The sequence below is a fragment of the Corynebacterium sp. HMSC072D12 genome, from assembly GCF_001813925.1.
Lineage (GTDB): Bacteria > Actinomycetota > Actinomycetes > Mycobacteriales > Mycobacteriaceae > Corynebacterium > Corynebacterium aurimucosum.
This window is the reverse complement of sequence record NZ_KV814407.1, coordinates 32,698-50,508: the sequence shown is the minus strand read 5'-3', so window position 1 is coordinate 50,508 and position 17,811 is coordinate 32,698. Positions and strand designations below refer to the sequence as shown.

Below are 17,811 nucleotides of genomic sequence, written 5' to 3'. Positions count from 1 at the left end.
CGTTGCACGGCAGGCACCGAGGAAATCAGCAGTCACCGAGTAAACACAAGCGCCATTAGCTCAATTGGCAGAGCAACTGACTCTTAATCAGTGGGTTCGGGGTTCGATTCCCTGATGGCGCACAGTTCAACCCCCTTCATCCTTCGATGAAGGGGGTTTCCTCATTCCGTGGCCGCCCCAAAGACCTCCAGACGCTGCGTCTTGGGCCGCCACCAGGCGGCAGATTCTGCCCTGAATTCTTTATGCTCCGGCCCGGCAATCTCATCGAGGACGCGCATATAGTCAGGCACCAGCGCCCGGGGCAGGCGCAGGCCCATCGTCAGATGCGGCGTCCACCGTGGTCCGCGCCCCTCGGGGTTCTTAGCGCTTATCTTCCGCGCCGCAATTTCTAGCTCATCGGTGGTCTCCAGAAGCCAGGCCACGGTCTGCTTGCTTTTCCTTCCGAAGACCACCGTTCCTACGCGATGAAATTGCGCCGGCATCAGCGGTGGGAGCAGGCTGCGAGCCTCGTCAACGACTGAAGTCTCGAGCACCGGCGCGAACGTCACCGTAATGTGCGGGCGCTGGTGCTGCACCGGAAAGCCACGCTGAGCCAGGGCTGCGTAGACTTCCCGGATGGTGTTTTCGTCCTCCGGGGTGAGGTACAACAGGAGGTTCTCGGGCGAATTTCGGCTCACACGGCCCGAGTCTAACTAACCTCCCGCAGCGCCACGACGGGTTGCCCGCGGTGGTCCAGCACATCCGTCTCTACGCCGTAGACCTCGCGCAAGAGTTCCTCCGTGAGCACCTCCCCCGGCGCGCCATGGGCGCGGGCCTTGCCACCGTGGAGCACGACGAGCTGGTCACACATCCGGGCCGCCAGGTTGATGTCATGAATCGCTACCAACGCGAGGCTGCCTTCCTCCCGAGCTTTTGCCCGCACGCGGCCCAAGACGAAGAGCTGGCGGTTGAGATCGAGGGCGGAGGTGGGTTCGTCGAGAAGCATGAGCCCAGGGGTCCCCACCAGCATCTGCGCCACGGCGACGAGCTGGCGCTGGCCGCCGGAGAGCTCGTTGAGGTAGCGCTGCGCAATGTCATCGAGCCCCATGGAGTGCAGGACCTCTGCGGTGCGGGTGACAGGGTCCTCGCATGCTTCCCGACGCGCCGCAATCAGCACCGCCTCAAACGCCCGCAGCGCCGCGGTGTGCGGCAGGCCCTGTGGCACGTAGCCAATGAGCCGGCGGCGCCGCTGTCCGCGCGGAACCTGGCCGTCGACACGAAAATCCACCGTGCCGCCCCGCGCGCGGTGCACGCCGGCGAGCGTCTTGATGGTGGTGGTCTTGCCGGACGCGTTCGGCCCCAGCAGCCCCACGACCTGCCCGCCGCACAGGGTGGGAAGGCTCAGCCCGTCCACCACCGTGCGCGAGCCATAGCCGGCAGATAGATCGGTGATGGTGAGTTCTACGTCCACAATGCCCTCCTTCGGGTCATGACGATGGCGATGAAGAACGGCACGCCCAGAAGCGAGGTGACGATGCCAATGGGGATGGCGAGCCCGGGCTTAATCAGGAGGCTTAGCGCGTGGGCGGCGCACATCACCGCCGCGCCCGCGGCCATGGAGGCCGGCACGAAGTAGCGCTGGTCCTCGCCCACCAACATGCGCGCGATGTGCGGGCCCACCAGGCCGATAAATCCGATGATGCCGGCAAAAGCCACGGTGGTTGCCGCGACGAGTGAGACCACGACGAGAACAATCACGCGCAGGCGGGAAGTGTTGATGCCGAGGGCGGTGGCGCGGGCGTCGCCAAGCCGCAACGCCGTCAGCCGCCACGACAGCGCGCCCAGGATGGGCAACGCCACCGCAAGCACGCCGGCCAGCACGGCGTTGGCCTGCCAGCTAGCGCGGGTGAGGGAACCCATGGACCAGAAAACGATCTGCTGGAGAGCCTCGCTAGAAGAGCGGTATTGGATGAGCGCCAACATGGCCTGGAAGAAGAAGACGAGGCCGATACCGAGCAGCACCATCGTCTCGGACTTCGCACCGCGGATGACGGCGGCGACGACGATGATGGCCGTGGCCAGCGCCGCCGACAGCCACGCGATGAGCGCGAGGTTGAACTGCGGCTGGGCCAGGAGCTGCCACCGCAGAACGATGGCGCTGGCCCCGCCGAAAGCAGCCGCCGCGGAGATGCCGAGGGTAAAAGGCTCCGCCAGCGGATTATCCAGGATGGTCTGCATCTGCGCGCCAGCCAGTGACAGGCTAGCCCCGATGAGCAGCGCCATGACGGCCATAGGCAGGCGCAGGCTCCACAGGACTGTACGCGTTTGCTTGTCGACGCCTCCCGGGTCCACCATCCCCCGCAGCACCTGCCCCGTGGTGAGGTCGATGGCGCCAACGATCACGCTCACGACGAAGGCGGCGAGTGCTACGGCGATAAGCCCGGCGACGATGGCGATGCGGCGGCGGGTCACGCGGGAATGTTCGTGTGCGAGGGCCTCCACAGGAAGTTCCGCGGTTTCTGCGCGCGTGGTTCGTTCAGGGTTTGCCGTGCGCGTGGTTGATGTGAGAATGCTCATGACTAGTTGGTGCTGAAGAAGGTTCCGTCGCCGGGGACGGGCGAGTATTTCTCTTGGGCTTCGGCCCATTCTTGCTGAACGTTGACGTCTGCGTAGTCCTCCGGGTGGAGCCACGCGGCGATCTGGAGGAGCGCCAGGTAGTTGAAGGGCGAGTTGTAGAACTGGTGCCACAGGCCGTGGAGGTTGTGCTCCTTGACGGCAGAGAGGTCCTCAAAACCAGGTTGGACGCTGGCCAGCGTCTTGGCGCTGTCGTGGGCATCCTTTTCGCTGATGCCATAGCCAGTAGCGGCGAAACCGGTGTGGCCCCTTGCGTTATCCACCTTGGTGGACCAGTCACCGCCGGTGGCGATGACCATGTCGGGATCGACATCGATGACCTTCTCCGGGGTCAGTGCGCCAGACTCGCCCTCGATGATGCCATCTGCCACGTTCTTTCCGCCGGCGACATTGACCAACTCAGAAATATTGGAGTCGTTCCACGAGCCGCAGCAATCTGAGATACCTGCTGCACGCCACACGAAGGTGGACGGCTTATCCTGCGCCTTCTTTGCTCGCTCAGTTACCAGGTCAACGTTCTTTTGCCAGTCTGCGATGAACTCCTCCGCGCGGTCCTCGTGGCCGAAGATATCGGCGAAGATTTCCATGGTGGGCACGGTGTTCTCCAAGGGCTTGGAACGGAAGTCTGTGACGGCATAGGTCAGGCCGGCCTGGTCCAGCTTGTCGGTGAGCCCGGCGGTCTGGGAGGCCTCATACTGATCCTTGGAGAGCACGATGAGGTCCGGGTCGAGGCTGATGAGCTCCTCCACGGTGACATCACCCTTGGTGAAGCCGCCGATTTCCGGCAGCTCGTTGACTTTGGGCGTGGTCTTTTCCAGCTCGCGGTAGTAGTCGGGCACATTCTGCTTCAGGTCCGATCCGATGGCCACGACCTTGTCCAGCGGGTCTTCCTTGTTGAGGATGCCGGTGGCAAAGACACTGCGGCCCTCTCCCAGGATGACGCGTTCCGGCGCGTGGTCCAGCTCCACCTGGCGGCCGGCAAGGTCTGTGAAACTCACAGCAGCAGTCCCGGCCTGCTCGCTGCCAGCACCGGCATTGTCGGCGGCACAGCCCGCCAGCGCGCCGGCCAGCGCCGCCACCATGGCGCACGCCCCTACCACTCGCCCGGTGCGTGGACGGGATGCCTGGCCTGCAGGCGTCGATACGTGAAGCACAATTTCTCCTTCAAGCTTTCGTCTTGTGGTCTGTTCGGAGGTTCATACTACACAGATAAGTAAGGCTACCCAAAGCTTGCATAGGGTAGGCAATGCTTTTTCTAGTTTATGCGGAGCGTAAAAATGCCCCACCCCAGGCATTTCCCAAGGCAGGGCCTCTACGCGCGCAGTCGCGCCCACTGGCGCGCGCCCGCGCTAGCGGCGCTCAGCGAGCAGGCGCTGCAGCTCCTTGATGTCGGACTTACGGCGCTTGGAGCGGAAGACGGAAAAAGCGATGAGGCCTACGACGGCCGCGCCAACGCCGGCGAGCGCCATCTGCACATTGCGCTCCTGCAGCTTCTGGGTTGCCGCGCCCTTAGCATCCTCGACGAAGTTCTGCGGCTTGCTGCGATCAGCGAGCTCATCCAAGGTACTAGCCAGCTGACGGCGGGTGCGCTCGATGTCGCGCTGGATATCATCAATGTTGCGTGCCACGTGAATCTCCTGAATTTTGACTTCGTTCGGTGTTGTTGCGGTTAGCTTCTATCTAACCGTTGTGGTTCTAACGTGGACATTCTACATTGACCGCCAGCGTGTCTGCAGAGTCGGTCAACGTTTATCTCACCCACGCTGCACCGAGTGAACATCGATGAGCGAAAGAGCCCTTGAACAGAGCACGGTAAGGTAGACACCATGACTGAAGCACAACGACTGTCCGTAGGGGACAAAGCCCCCGCTTTTTCCTTGAGCGATGATGCCGGCAACACCGTGAGCCTGAGCGACTACGCCAGCCAGCGCGTCGTGGTTTATTTCTACCCGCGCGCCAACACTCCTGGCTGCACGAAGGAAGCCTGCGACTTCCGCGACAGCCTGGAACAACTCAATGGCATGAACATCGCCGTGGTGGGAATCTCCCCTGACAAGCCCGAGGCACTGGCGAAGTTCCGCGAGGACCACGACCTGAATTTCCCGTTGCTGTCTGACCCCGACAAGGAGGTCATGACGGCGTATGGTGCTTTCGGCGAGAAGAAGAACTACGGCAAGATCGTCCAGGGTGTTATCCGCTCTACCTTCCTCGTCGAGGAAGACGGCACGATCGGCCAGGCCATGTACAACGTCAAGGCCACTGGCCACGTCGCCCGCGTGCTCAAGGGGCTCAACTAAACCGTGGAATCTAGCTCGAAGTCACCGGAGATTCTGGTCCCGAGGCGTCGCCCAGCGCAGGCACGCAGCCGGGCCAAGTATGACCGGATTTTGTCCTGCGCGCGTCAGGCGCTCGTGGACTATGGCTTTGAGTCTTTTACCTTCGACGAGGTCTCGCGCCGCGCGGAAGTACCAATCGGCACGCTATATCAGTATTTTGCCAACAAGTACGTACTGATCTGCGAGCTCGACCGCCAAGACACCGCCGCAATGCAGGCGGAGGTTGAGCGTTTTTCCCAACGCGTGCCGGCCCTGCAGTGGCCGGACTTTCTCGAGGAATTCATTGACCGCATGGCTCGCGTCTGGCGCGAGGACCCTTCGCGCCGCGCGGTGTGGCACGCCGTGCAGTCCACGCCAGCTACCCGCGCCACGGCCGCTGATACCGAGCTCAGCCTGCTCAAGCCCATCGCGGAAATCATCGAGCCTCTTGCACAGGGCATGGACGCCGACGCCCGAGTGGAGATCGCCGCCTTCCTCGTCCACACCGTGGTGTCCTTGCTCAACTACAGCACCATGCGCTCCGAGGAGAGCTTCGATGGCGTGGTGGAAGAGATTAAGCGCATGCTCATCGCCTACCTCTTCGCCATCGCGACCAGCGCCTAGGTCATGGCGTGGGTTATGGCGTGTGCCGCGAAAGGTGCACGGTAGCGGTGGCGTAGTCACCATCGTGGCTGATCGACAACGCCGTAGAAAAATCCCCCAGGGATTCCCGCGCGAGCCGGGCAATCTCCCCACGCAGTTCAACTGCCACGCGCCCCCACGCATCCGGGCGGACCTCAATCTCGGCCCAGTCCACGGCCTCCTCCGCCAGGACCGGCGGGCGCCCGTAGAGCGCTTGCGACCACGCCTTGATGAAGGCCTCCTTCGCTGCCCAGCGCCCCGCGAAGTGCTGCGCGCGGGCAGCACCGATTAGCCCACGAGCCTGCGCCACGCGCAGCTCGGAGGCGCTGAAGACCCGCGCAAAACGTGTGCCGGGAAGCTCCAATTGCTGGGCAAAGGACGGAATGTGCACCAAGTCGGTGCCCACGCTCACGCCACTCATAGTCATGCAGACCAGCTTAGTTGCGCCAACCGTGGTTTAGCGCGCCAGCTCCTGCTTGAGCTCCTCCAATTCGTCGCCGCCGGCCATCCACTGGGTCAGCTCCGGCAGCGTGACCTCCTCCTTGGAAGCGTCGAGAGACATCTGCCCCACCGTGAGCACGATGAAGTGATCGCCCACGAGGTAGGCGTGTTGCGGGTTGTGCGTAATAAACACCACGCCCATGCCGCGTTCGCGGGCGGCGTCGATAAAGCGCAGCACCATGCCTGATTGCTTCACGCCGAGCGCGGCGGTGGGCTCATCCAGGATGATGTAGCGCGCGCCGAAGTAGATGGCGCGGGCAATGGCGACCACCTGGCGCTGGCCACCGGAGAGGGCGGAGAGTTCCACGGAGACATCGCCAAGCTCAATGCCCATTTCGGACAACTGCTCGTGCGTAATGCGCTTCATTTCCTCCTCACGCAAGCTCCCCAGCGCCCCGGTGAGCTCTTGGCCTAGGAAGAAGTTTCGCCACACAGACAGCGAGGGTACTAGCGCCAAATCCTGGTACACGGTGGCAATACCGGCGTCGAGGGAATCGCGCGGACTCGTGAAATTCACCTCTTCCCCATCGACGGTGATAGTGCCCCCGGTGGGCTGGTTGAGGCCGGCGAGGATTTTAATCAGCGTGGATTTACCCGCGCCGTTATCACCCAGCACGCAGGTCACTGCGCCTTCCTTGACGCGGAGGTTGATACCGCGCAGGGCGTGGAAGTTGCCAAATGTTTGGGAAATATCGTGCAACTCAATCATGGTTATCGCTTCCTCGTAAAGTTGGCCACCGAGGTGTTCGTGAGCACGGCGAAGAGCAGCATGGCGCCGAGGAAGAACTTGAACCAGTCGGGGTTCCAGCCAGCGTACACGATGCCCTGGTTGGTCATGCCGAAGATGAGTGCACCAATGGCGGTGCCCACCGCGGTACCGCGCCCGCCGGTCATGGAGCAGCCGCCAATCACGGCGGCGATGATGTAGAGGAACTCGTTGCCAATGCCCTGGCCGGCCTGGATGGAGTCGAAAGCAAAGAGGGTGTGCATGCCCACGAACCACGCTGCAAATCCGACGAGCATGAACAGCGCCACCTTGACGCGGCGCACGGGAACACCGACGGCGCGGGCGGCTTCATCGTCGCCACCAACGGCGAAGATCCAGTTTCCCCAGCGCGTCTTGTACAACACCCACGAGGCGATGGCGACGAAGAGGATCCACCAGATGACGGTGGCGCGGATGCTCAAGCTGCCGATGTGGATGGTGCCGGAAAAAATGACGCGGGCAGAATCGAAGCCTTCCATGTCCGAAATGGTGGGGGTGGCCACCTGGCCGGTGACCAGCTTGGTAATCGCCAGGTTGAGACCCTGCAGCATAAGGAAGGCCGCCAGAGTAATAAGGAAGGAGTCGATCTTGGTGCGCACCACAAGGAAGCCGTTGAGCGCACCGATGGCCAGTGCGGTCAGCAGGGAAAGGCCCACGCCCACCCACGAGTTGAGGTGGAAGTTGTAGTTGAGCATGGTGGCCACGAGCGCCGCGGAGGTCACCGCCACGCCGGAGGACAAATCAAACTCATTACCAATCATGAGCAGGCCCACCGCCAGAGCCACGATGCCCAACGTGGAGCTGGCGTAAAGCACCGTGGAGAAGGCCTCCACCGAGCGGAAGGCGGGCGCCACGATCATGAAAAGGACGAAGATGACCACCGCGCCGAGCAAGCTGGCCAACTCGGGGCGGCGGATGAAGCGCGCGAAGCCGCTGCGGCGGGTCAGGCGGGTATCGGCGGGGGTTGATTGCGCCTCGTCTGATGCAGTCGTGGCTTCGCTCATCGCAGGCCTGCCTTAGCGGATTCGGAGATGATGTCCACGTTGGTGGAGTCCACGAAGGAGGGGCCGGTGTACACGGGGCGTCCGCCGCCCATGGTGGAGCCGTTGCGGTGTGCCAACCACAGTGAATCGACGGCGAGGTAGCCCTGCATATAGGGCTGCTGGTCGACGGCCCACTGGATTCGCTTATCCGCGATGGCGTCGACAAGCTCGGCGTTGGTGTCGAAGGTGGAGACCTTAGCCTTAGAGGCGGCGTCAGCAACCGCGTCGGCGGAGCGCATGGCCACGGAGGCCTGCAGCGCCATGACCCAGTCAATGGATGGGTCCTGGCTCAGCTTCGCGTTGATGGTGGACTGCGCGGCGGTGAGATCCTTGCCGTTGACGTACAGGATCTCAACCTCGCCGTTGTCCAGCCCGTCCTTCACGCCGGCACAGCGCGACTCCTGCGAGGAGTTGCCTTGCTCGTGGATGACGCACAGAACGTGCTTGGCGCCATCGTCTTTGAGGCGCTCGCCGGCCTTGGTGCCGGCGACCTTCTCCTCCTGGCCGAAGAAGGCACTCATTCCATACTTCTGGTAATCATCCATGCCTGCGTTAAGGCCCACGGTGGGGATGCCCGCATCGGAGGCCTTCTTGGCCACCGGTCCAATCGCCCCGGAGTTAGGCATGGTCACGGCGATGCCATCCACCCCGGAGTCGATGGCGGACTGGACCAAGTTTGCCTGGTTGGGCGCTTCCGGGTCGGAAGAGTAACGCAACTCGATATTGTCCTTGCGAGCGGCATCCTCCGCGCCCTTGCGCACGAGATCCCAGTACGTATCACCTGGTGCGCCATGGGAAATCATGGCAACGACAAGACGCTCGGTGTCGACGCCACCGGCTAGCTCACCGTCAGCTTCGGGACGGGGCGCACCACCGGTGGCGGAGCAGGCGGCAAGAAGGGTGGCAGCGGCTACCGAAATAAGGCCTAGTAGTGGCTTCTTAGCTTTATTCACCCTTGCATGGTGCCCCAGATTGGGGGACTTCTCCAACCCGCCTGACCTGCTTCTTTATCGTTCCAGAGGGGACACGCTGGGGATACGTCAACGGAAGCTACCCCCGTTGCGTTGTGTCTCCTCCCTCCGGTTCGAGGATGCCGTTGCGAAGCCGAGCGGATTCGCTCAGCAGCGTTGCTGCCTCACGTTCAGCTACCTCGTCAGCTGTGCCTGCTCCCAAGTTGCGCTTTACCGGCCGCTCGTACAGCGATGGCCCACCGCGCATGCCTTCTTCTAAGCGCCGCAGTCCACGCAGCTCGCGATCGGCGGCGGCCACCCGCCAGGCTTCGGCCACGCCCTCACCCTGCTCCCGGGCCAATGCGGCAAAGAAAGCACTCGGGTGAACCAGCGCGATGAGGGCGGAGACGTGCCCGAAGCCCAGAGATGTCACCAGGCCCGCCTTCGGCGGGGTGCGGCGAAGGTCCAGCGGCTGGCGCAGCCACAGCAGGTGCTCGTGGCGGCGCAGCACGGGGTCGACGCAGTCCAGGGAACGGTTCGGCGGGAGAATTCCGCTGCGCAGTACCTGGGTCAGACCGATGAGTTGGAAGGCGGCGGCACCGCCCTTGGCATGCCCGGTCAGGCTCTTCTGCGATATCACATACAGCGGGTTGCCGGGGCTGCGGCCGAGGGCGGCGGCGATGCGCTCGTGCAGGTCAGATTCGTTGGGGTCGTTGGCGTTGGTGGAGGTATCGTGCTTGGACACCACGGAGATATCGTCGGGGCCGACCCCCAGCGCCTTCAGCGAGCTAGCCAGGCGAGACTCCCTACCGCCCCGCGCCGCGGAGAGTGCGCCCAAGCCCGGCGCGGGGATGGAGGTGTGCGCACCATCGGCGAAGGACTCGGCAAAGCCCACCACGCCAAGGACGGGCAGCCCCATCTGTGCGGCAAAGCTTCCCCGGGCGAGCAAGATAGTCCCGCCGCCTTCGGATTCCACGAAGCCGGCACGACGGCGGTCATTAGCTCGGGAAAAGAAGCGATGCTCAATCCCCTTCGCCGCCATCTCGGCGCTATCGGCCGTAGCCGCCATGTCACCAAAGCCGGTAATACCCTCGATGGACAGGGCATCGATTCCACCGGCGACGACGAAGTCCGCCTTGTGCAGGCACAGCTTGTCGAAGCCCTCCTCCACCGACACCGCCGCCGTGGCACAGGCGGCCACCGGGTGCACCATCTGGCCATAGCCGCCGACATAGGACTGCATCACGTGCGCGGCAATAACGTTGGGCAGCGCTTCCTGCAGGATGTCATTGGGGCGTGGCTGTCCCAGCAGCTTATCGACGTACAACGAGCGCAGCGCCTCCTGGCCTGCCATGCCGGTGCCCTGGGTGGAGCTCACCCGCGCCGGGTGGACATGGGACAAGAGCTCGGCCGGGCTAAAGCCTGCAGAAAGGAAGGCATCCACTGTGCACACCAGGTTCCACAGGGCGAGCCGGTCGAGGTTATCCACCATGTCCGCGGGGATGCCGTAGACCTGTGGGTCAAAGCCCTCCGGTATCTGGCCGCCCACGAAGCGGGTCATGGCCACGCGCCGCGGAACCCGCACTGCGGAGCCGGCGGGCCGGGTGATTTGCCATTCAACCTCGCCAGTCTGATCAGTAACGCGCCGCAACGTGGCACCCTCGCAGCTGTCGACGAAGCTGCGCGCCGTCTCTTCGTCCGGCACGCTAAAACTCAGCGGCTTCTCTAGATAAATGGTGGTCAGCTCGGGCGCGAGGTTATCCAGCATAGGTAGGTGTGGCCCGAAGTCATCGTGGAAGCGGCGTACACCAATCCCAGCGAGAACTTCGTCGTGGAAACGCTCGTAGACGTCTTCCTCTGCTAACTTTTCACCTTCGGCCGTCAGCCATCCGGCTGTGCGCTCATCCCAACTGACGAGTCCGCGACTCCAGGCCAGTTCCAGCACGCCAGCCGCGGAGAGCTCTCCGCCGACCTCCGCCTCATAGCGGGTACGCGAGGAGCCCAGCGGACCGAGCTCTCCCGCGCCGACGATGACCACCATGTCCTCGAGAGTCTGCGTTACCCCACTGAAGTCGGGGCTGGTCGACTCCGCAGGTTTCAGCACGTTCGGCAGGGCCTTCGCCGTTCGCGAAGCCTTCTCTACGCGCGAGCTACCAGCTGCCAGTGGTGCATCTGCTTCCTCTGGCTGTGACGCCCGGGCAAGTGCGGCTAGGTCCAACTCAGCATCGGCCAGCCCGCCGGTGAGGTCGACGCTCAGCGGTGAGGACGCTGCCTGAGCGCGGATCTGCGGGGAGACGGTGACGTCGAGAAGCTGCACCGCCATCTCCTTCGCTGAGAAGGTCCGCACGCCGCGGGCCTCCACCTGCTCAACCAGCGGATCGTTACCGCCCATCAGGCCGGTGCCGCGCACCCACCCGATGTGGGCGTGCACCAGCGAGGTGCGCGCTCCCCAGCTGGATTGCTCGGAAGACCAGCGGTTAACCAAGGCATCGAGGGCCGCCTTGGCCTCGCCGTAGGCGCCATCGCCGCCGAAGCGCCCGCGGTTGGGTGAGCCCGGCAGCACCACGTGTAATCGGTGGCCCACGCGTGTATCCGTACCCACAGCGGAAAGCGCCGCAATAAGTTTTTCCACCGACCACAGCAGCAGACGCATCTGGGACTCCGCCCCCGCACCGGCATCCTGGAGGGTACCGGTAACGCGCGGCGCGGCGAAGGGAAAGAGCAGGTCCGGCACATAGGCCGGTTTTATCTGCACGGTTTTACCGCCCACGGTGGCGGTGTGCTCCGCCGCAATCCATTCCACGAGCGCATCCACGTCCGCGAAGGAACTGAGGTTTGCTGGAACTACCCACAGCGCGGCCGCGCCGACAGCCCGCCTGCGGTAGAGCTCCTTATAAAACTCCAGGCGCTCGTGGCTTAGCTGGGAGGTCGTCGCAATCACGGTTGCGCCCTCCGCGAGCAACTCGCCAATGAGCTCGGCGGCAATCGAACCCGGCGAGCCACCTGTCACCACCGCCACCTGGTCAGCCAAGAGCAACCCATCGGCCGGGGTGCGGGCATCGCGGGCCAGATCCTCATAGCCGAAGTACTCGGCCAGGAGCGCAACCTCCTCACCGGCGCCCAACACGTCTAACTCGGGATCTGCTTCTCCGGCGGCGGCCGCTCGGGCGATGTCCTCGCGGGCGCTGGCCCAGCGGTCGTCGAGAAGCACTGCCTTGCGCGCATCAAAAGCGGGGGCGACGCGCTGCTGCCAGTCCGGCCCCAGCTCCGTGGCAACGAGCTGCTCCAGCTCCGTGCGTGCTGCGCTGTCCCCCTGCTCAATCAGGGTCTCCTCACAGCCGAGAGCGGCGAGTGCGGCGCGGGCGGAGTCCTCCAGCGCCGATTCAAGGCGCTCGGTATAGGCACGCACCGCCTCCGGGTCCACGGCCTCGTGTGGCGTTGCCGCTGCGGCCTTCTGAAGCGCGATTCCTTCGCACTCGCCGGCAGCGCGCACCGCGGCGTCGATCAGTTCATCGAGCTCAGCTACCGACGCCACGGCGGTCGTGGGCAAGCTGGCCAAGTCCCCGCCGCGCAACGAGGAGCCCTCGCGAGTACCCAGGACCAGCTGCGCGGTCGCGCGATCGACCCAGCCCGGCCCCAATCCCCAGGTACCGCTCACGCGCTCGGCCACGTAGCTCGGTTTCTTGCCTGCCGGTCCCGTGAGCCGGTTGAGCGCCTGCGCAACCTGCTCTGAGAGAACCTCCCCGAAGGTTGCATAGCCCGGCGCGCGCTGAGCAACACTCTCCGCTAGCTGCGGGATGGGTGTGTCCGCCGCGTTCTCGATGGCGCTGATGCCGAATTCCACGCCAAGGTCAACGAGCAACTGGTTGCGGCGGGAGGACACGCCTTCCACGAGGGTTTCGATCGAATCAGTCGCCGCGATCTGGTCGGGGCGGACCTTCGTCCACAGGGCAATAAGCATCTCGAGTGCCTGGTGCGCACTCAGCGGGCAGTCCTCGACGACGGCTGGAACCCCCTCACGCGGTGCTTGCACCGTTACTTCCAGTTCTGCCGGCTCCGCTTCGGCGGTGACCGGCTGTGCAGGCTCCTGCGCTGCTGGCCCGGGTGCCGGCTCGGCGTCTTCGGCAAAGACTCGCCCATGGTCGCGCTCATAGTTGAGCACCTCGAGGTCTGCGCTGCCCGCGTGCTGGGGAAGGCGCAGGGTTTGGCCCAGCATGTTGGTCAGCGTCGGCGCGGCGCCCACACCGACCTCGATGAAACGCTCCACGCCAAGCTGCGCCAGGAGCAAATCCTGGGTCTCTATCCAGCGCACGGGGGAAGCAAACTGCCAGGCCAGAAGCTCGATGAGCAGGGTACGGCCCAGGCGCGCCGGGCTCGCCACGGCACCATCGAAGTCCGCCAGAATCTCCGCGATGGGTTCCGAATCCACCACCGCGGCGATGGATTCCACGAACTCGCGGCTCAGCGCGAAGGGCCGCGCCACAAGGTTTGGAATATAGCGCCCCACCAGCGGGTCGAGATTGATTTCTTCAGGAACGAGTACATCGAGGTGCGCGCGGAAATCCGCTACGCCGCCCACCAGGTGGGAGGAGTGGAAAGGCACGTCAATTCCCGGAATGGGGATGACGGCACGCTGCCCAGGGGCGCGGCGCTCGGCGTCGCTCGCCAGTGCATCCAGGCCCGCCTTCGTGCCGGCCACTGCATATTGGCGCCCGGCGATATTGTGGTTGACCACCTCGAGGAACTCGTCCGTATCCGCAGCGACCCGAGCGACATGGTCAAAGGCTTCGGTCGCGCTCATCCCCATCTTGTTCGGGCGCAGCGCAGCGAAACCGTAGAGAGATTGCCCAGCGGAATCGCGCTCGACCAGACGGTGCATGGTTAGACCGCGGACATAAACGATGTCCAACACTGCTTCCAAGGACAGGACCTCGGCATAGGCGGCCAGGGCGTTGTACTCGCCCACCGAGTGGCCAGCGAAGAAGGCACAACTTTCAAGAACCCCGGATTCTTTAAGCGCTGCAATCTGTGCGCAACCCAGCGTCGCCATAGCCACCTGCGTGAACTGCGTCAGATATAGCACGCCATCCGGGTGGGTGAATGCCTCACCATCCACCACCACGGTGTCGGGGTTGTGGCGGACGATCTCCAGGATGGAGAAGCTCAAGCTCCGCCGCGTGTGTTTATCCGCACGCTCCCACACGGCGCGCGCCGCTGCGGATTCTGCGTAGTCCTTCATCCCCATCCCCGGGGACTGGATGCCCTGGCCGGGGAAGGCATAGAAGGTGGTGGGGCTGCTCATCGTCGCTCGCGCCTGCAGCACCGGCACGCCCTGACTGGTGGCAGTCACGCTGCGGACCTCACCGTAGCCGCGCCGCTTGTCGACGCCCACCCGTTCCACATCAAACTCCACCTCACTGCCGGGAAGCACGGGTGCAAGCCAGGTAACGGACCACTCGAGGACGCGAGCGCCGTCGAAAGCCACGGCTGCTTGCGCCAGCGCCGAGGTCCACATGCCGTGGACGATCGGGCCTTGACGATGCCCCGCCAGTGCCGCAGCGTTCGATGACAGGTGAATGGGGTTCCTATCCCCCGTTACAACGGCGAAGGGCCGCAGTGATTCCGGTGCCACCGCGGTGGTGCGGTGGCGGAAGGAACACGGAGTCTCACGGAGAGAGGACCCTGCACTGTTTTCTTGGCTGTTTGCTTGCGCGTTGGTTTCGGATGCATCACCATGCCGTCCGGTAATCAGGAAGCGCTCGTGCATCTGCGCGAATTCATGTTCTTCGCCGCGCACGGCTGTAGTCACGCCGACTGTAATGTCGACAACGCGCCCCGACGGTGTATCGCGTACCTCCTCCAGCTCGGCGGTGTAGCGCAGGTCCAAAGGCTCAGCGTCGGGGGCGGCGCTGCTGCGAAGCCAATCCCAGGCGTGCGGTGTGAGGCTCAGCGAGTGCTCGAGGTGGACAAGGTTGAGGAAGCCCTCCACTATCGGCTCCCCGCACTCGGTGTGGGCGCCGGCCAGGACTGCGAAGAGTGCCGGCCAGGCGCGGCCAACGAGGACATCGGGCGAGACAGCAGTGCTCATCTCCCCGCTCGTCACCACACCATACTGGGCAATGTCGGTGGCACTGAGGTCAGCGCTGATTGTTGCGGCCCCGGAATCAACCTCAGGTAGGTCGCCGCCGACAGCTTGGCGCAGCAGCTCCCGCATGGCGGATTCGGCATCGTCGACAATGACCAGTGGTGAGGCGCCCGGAATGCGCGGCGAAGTGATGCGCACACGCAGCTCAGCTCCGGAATGGAACGGAACGGTCAACCACATGGCATCGTCGCCGGCAGCCTCCAGTTCCACGCCATGAAGGCCCAAGCGCAGAGGGTTGGGCTGCTCGCGCCCGGCCCAATTCAGCCCCGGGGCGCGGCGAATGAGCTCTTCAGTGCTGAAAGCGGGCTCGCCAGAGCCATCCTCGGTCTCGTCAAGAAGCGCAAGTGCCGCCTGTTCGAAGCGGCCAAGTATCTGCGCCACCGGCCCGTTGGCCTGCTCGATTCCCTCAACGGCTGCCGTGCCAGGGATGATGCAGACCTCATCGGCCTCGTAGTGCTCATCGTGCGCCTGCCACAAGGTGTCGCGGCGCCAGCGGCGGCGTACGTCAGAATCGATGACCGGCACAAAGTTTGCGGGTTTGCCCGGACCATCCACGAGCTGGATGAACCATGCGGCGTCGGTCGGGTGCAGCGCGGCGTCACCGTAGAGTTCGGTCAGTTGGGCACTTGCCGCAGCCGGGTTTTCGCGGTCAACCTCAACGCGCAACTCAATCTCGCCGTGGTCGGTCGGATGAAGGCGGGCTTCGGCGCGAGCCACCATGCGCAAGAATCGACTCAACCAGGATTCATCGACCCAGCCGTCCAGGTAGGACAGCTCAAGGTAGCGCTGCAGCCACTCGGAATAGGACATCTCATTAAGGTCCCCGAAATAGGGCTTGCACGTGCACCCGATGGCCTCAATGATCTCCGCGCGGTGAGTCTCCACGGCCGCAGCGTCACCGGCCACCTCATCCAAGAGGCGCCCAGCGCGGGCAAAGGAATTGTCCAGCTCGTGAATGTCTGCCCCCAGGTCCGAGCGTCCCGATACAACGTCGTCGCGCTTCGCAGCGACGAGCGCCTGCTTTACCGACTTGGATGCGGTGGATTCCTTCGCCGCCATGGCAGCGGTGCCCACCATGATGGCATCGACTGGCGCTGCGGGCAGACCGTAGCGCTGCGCCCACGTGCCCAGCAGGTACTCTGCTCCACGCGCTGGGGTACCGATTCCCCCACCAACGGCGAGAAGGACATTGTCGTGCTCACGGATCCGCGCGTAGGTAGCAACAAGGACCTCATCGAGACTTTCTAAAGAGTGGTGGCCACCGGCCGCGCTACCTTCCAGCTGCATGATGACGGTGGTCTCAGGGAGAGCGTCCGCAACGCGGAGAACCTCCTCCACCTGCGCCGAAGTTCCCGGCTTGAAGGCGACCCACGGGATATTCGCTGCGTGGAGTTTCCCCACCAGCTCTATTGCCCCCTCCACAGGCGGAATACCAGCGGAAATCACCACGCCGTTGATAGGCGCTCCCACTGCGCGTGCCTGCAGAATCGAATTCGGCCCCTCGATCTGGCGGCGCCACTGGGAAGCCGCGAGGTACAGCGCATTGAACTGGGCGTTAACCCCAGGCTGCAGTAGCCGGCCCAGGGTGTGCAAGTTCTCTTTAAGGATGGCATCGGTGTGCTGTCCCCCGCCGGCCAATTCGGCCCAGTGCCCGGCATTGGCTGCCGCGGCGACGATGTCCGGGTCCACCGTGGTGGGGGTCATCCCGGGGAGCATGACTGGTGAGTAGCCGGTGGCCCGAGTGAAAGCAGTCGACAGACGCCCGTTTACCACGCGCGGGGCCCACTCGGACCACGCGCGTGGCAGAGAAGGTGCGCGTCCCGGTTCCACGAGCTGAGCCAGTCCTTGCGCTGTCCCCACGGCCAGCGTGCCCACGCCGTGCCCGGCAACGAGATCGCGTGTCAGCGGCTCCACCCCGCGGGTGGGCCCGACTTCAAGGATCCAGCGAGCCCCAGCGTCAAGCGCCGAATCAACGCGCTCGGGCCAGTCCACGTAGTCCGTGAGCACGGCGCGCGCGAGCTGCGCGGTGATTTCTGGGTCCAAGCCGATTCGCCCCGCCCAGCTTTCTACCTGTTCCACCGCATACTGCATGGTGGGATGGTGGAACGCGGCCGAAACGTCAAGGTCGGAAACGGTAACTGCGGCGGGCTTGACTTCCTCCCCTTCCGTAAGGGTCGCGTTCTCCTGCAGCGCGGCCTTCACTCGGGCAAGCTCAACCGGTGTTCCGACGATGACGAAGCGCCCCCGTCCGTTGTCGAGGCCAATGCGGGCACCGGCTTCATGCAGTTGCTGCTTCGTCGCACCGGTCACCGCCGCCATGGGTGCGCCCTGCGCGGTGCGGACGAGCCCAGCGCTGCGCGCGGTAGTCACCATGGCTGCGCCGATGAGACGCGCCAGTGCCAGAGCCCCCGCTGGGCTCATGCGCTTCTTCACCACCGCTGCGGCGAGCACGCCTTGGGAATGGCCGATGCTGCTCACAGCGTCCTCGAGTTCTACTCCGTGTGCGCGCAGGTTTTCTAGCACCGCCAGCTGTGCGGTGAGGATGCCGGGAGTGGAAAGTGGGACGTCGGCAAGCGCGTGCGCCCACGCCGGCTCCGCATCCGCCCAGGCCAGGGGTGCAAACCCGTGTGGCGCAGCGGGCAGGAGTTCCTCGTCCAGTGGGGCAAGCAGTTCTTCCGCCTCAGCGAGGTACTCAGTCAGTTGCGGCCCGACACCAGTGGCAAGGGCGTCGCGCAACGTCGGCAGCCAGGCATAGCCTTGTCCGGAGAAAGACAGCGCGAAAGGCTCGGAGCCCAAGTGCGCAACCAAAGGCACAGAGACGTGGGAATCGGACACC

Annotated in this window: 12 protein-coding genes and 1 tRNA gene; 3 read left to right on the top strand and 10 right to left on the bottom strand. The window is 64.3% G+C overall.

What is annotated here, in order from left to right; all coding sequences use genetic code 11:
• Positions 1 to 49 precede the first annotated feature (49 nt).
• Positions 50 to 122: transfer RNA gene (locus tag HMPREF2943_RS07290), tRNA-Lys, on the top strand.
• Between the two features lie 39 nt (positions 123 to 161).
• Here HMPREF2943_RS07290 and HMPREF2943_RS07285 read toward each other — a convergent pair.
• The 5 genes from HMPREF2943_RS07285 to HMPREF2943_RS07265 form a co-directional block, all read right to left on the bottom strand.
• On the bottom strand, positions 162 to 677 hold the full coding sequence (locus HMPREF2943_RS07285) for a 2'-5' RNA ligase family protein (protein WP_070645951.1): 516 nt from the start codon (positions 675 to 677) through the stop codon (positions 162 to 164).
• Positions 678 to 688: 11 nt separating this feature from the next.
• The gene (locus HMPREF2943_RS07280; protein WP_070645949.1) at positions 689 to 1,450 is read right to left on the bottom strand and encodes an ABC transporter ATP-binding protein; all 762 of its coding nucleotides are present in this window, start codon (positions 1,448 to 1,450) and stop codon (positions 689 to 691) included.
• On the bottom strand, positions 1,441 to 2,556 hold the full coding sequence (locus tag HMPREF2943_RS07275; RefSeq protein ID WP_246817292.1) for a FecCD family ABC transporter permease: 1,116 nt from the start codon (positions 2,554 to 2,556) through the stop codon (positions 1,441 to 1,443). The genes HMPREF2943_RS07280 and HMPREF2943_RS07275 overlap by 10 nt, the downstream gene beginning before the upstream one ends.
• Positions 2,557 to 2,558: 2 nt before the next feature.
• On the bottom strand, positions 2,559 to 3,695 hold the full coding sequence (locus tag HMPREF2943_RS07270) for an ABC transporter substrate-binding protein (RefSeq protein WP_070645947.1): 1,137 nt from the start codon (positions 3,693 to 3,695) through the stop codon (positions 2,559 to 2,561).
• A 267-nt stretch (positions 3,696 to 3,962) separates the two neighbouring features.
• Complete coding sequence (locus HMPREF2943_RS07265) at positions 3,963 to 4,241, bottom strand: DUF3618 domain-containing protein (RefSeq protein ID WP_010191207.1); 279 nt, start codon at positions 4,239 to 4,241, stop codon at positions 3,963 to 3,965.
• Positions 4,242 to 4,439: 198 nt separating this feature from the next.
• Between HMPREF2943_RS07265 and bcp the strand changes: the two genes are divergently transcribed.
• Entirely contained in the window at positions 4,440 to 4,910 is a 471-nt protein-coding gene (gene bcp / locus HMPREF2943_RS07260) for a thioredoxin-dependent thiol peroxidase (protein ID WP_070711213.1), read from the top strand.
• Between the two features lie 3 nt (positions 4,911 to 4,913).
• Complete coding sequence (locus tag HMPREF2943_RS07255) at positions 4,914 to 5,552, top strand: TetR family transcriptional regulator (protein ID WP_070645945.1); 639 nt, start codon at positions 4,914 to 4,916, stop codon at positions 5,550 to 5,552.
• A gap of 13 nt (positions 5,553 to 5,565) precedes the next feature.
• On the opposite strand, the gene HMPREF2943_RS07250 is transcribed toward HMPREF2943_RS07255, so the two are convergent.
• The 5 genes from HMPREF2943_RS07250 to HMPREF2943_RS07230 all read right to left on the bottom strand — a co-directional run bounded on the left by HMPREF2943_RS07250 (position 5,566) and on the right by HMPREF2943_RS07230 (position 17,810).
• Positions 5,566 to 5,991 carry a holo-ACP synthase AcpS gene (locus tag HMPREF2943_RS07250; protein ID WP_070443633.1) on the bottom strand — a complete coding sequence of 142 codons (426 nt, stop codon included), beginning with the start codon at positions 5,989 to 5,991 and terminating at the stop codon, positions 5,566 to 5,568.
• Between the two features lie 36 nt (positions 5,992 to 6,027).
• Entirely contained in the window at positions 6,028 to 6,780 is a 753-nt protein-coding gene (locus tag HMPREF2943_RS07245; RefSeq protein ID WP_070711212.1) for an ATP-binding cassette domain-containing protein, read from the bottom strand.
• 2 nt (positions 6,781 to 6,782) lie between these two features.
• Entirely contained in the window at positions 6,783 to 7,841 is a 1,059-nt protein-coding gene (locus tag HMPREF2943_RS07240; protein ID WP_070645941.1) for an ABC transporter permease, read from the bottom strand.
• Positions 7,838 to 8,833 (bottom strand): substrate-binding domain-containing protein, encoded by a 996-nt coding sequence (locus tag HMPREF2943_RS07235; protein ID WP_070711211.1) that lies wholly within the window; start codon positions 8,831 to 8,833, stop codon positions 7,838 to 7,840. The genes HMPREF2943_RS07240 and HMPREF2943_RS07235 overlap by 4 nt, the downstream gene beginning before the upstream one ends.
• Positions 8,834 to 8,930: 97 nt before the next feature.
• Positions 8,931 to 17,810: a type I polyketide synthase gene (locus HMPREF2943_RS07230; RefSeq protein WP_083315658.1), complete on the bottom strand. Its 8,880-nt coding sequence runs from the start codon at positions 17,808 to 17,810 to the stop codon at positions 8,931 to 8,933.
• Position 17,811 lies beyond the last annotated feature (1 nt).

Coding starts and splice junctions, on each gene's coding strand:
- HMPREF2943_RS07250 (WP_070443633.1), bottom strand. CDS start 5,991: ATGAGTGGCGTGAGCGTGGGCACCGACTTGGTGCACATTCCGTCCTTT.
- HMPREF2943_RS07245 (WP_070711212.1), bottom strand. CDS start 6,780: ATGATTGAGTTGCACGATATTTCCCAAACATTTGGCAACTTCCACGCC.
- bcp (WP_070711213.1), top strand. CDS start 4,440: ATGACTGAAGCACAACGACTGTCCGTAGGGGACAAAGCCCCCGCTTTT.
- HMPREF2943_RS07270 (WP_070645947.1), bottom strand. CDS start 3,695: ATGGTGGCGGCGCTGGCCGGCGCGCTGGCGGGCTGTGCCGCCGACAAT.
- HMPREF2943_RS07275 (WP_246817292.1), bottom strand. CDS start 2,556: ATGAGCATTCTCACATCAACCACGCGCACGGCAAACCCTGAACGAACC.
- HMPREF2943_RS07240 (WP_070645941.1), bottom strand. CDS start 7,841: ATGAGCGAAGCCACGACTGCATCAGACGAGGCGCAATCAACCCCCGCC.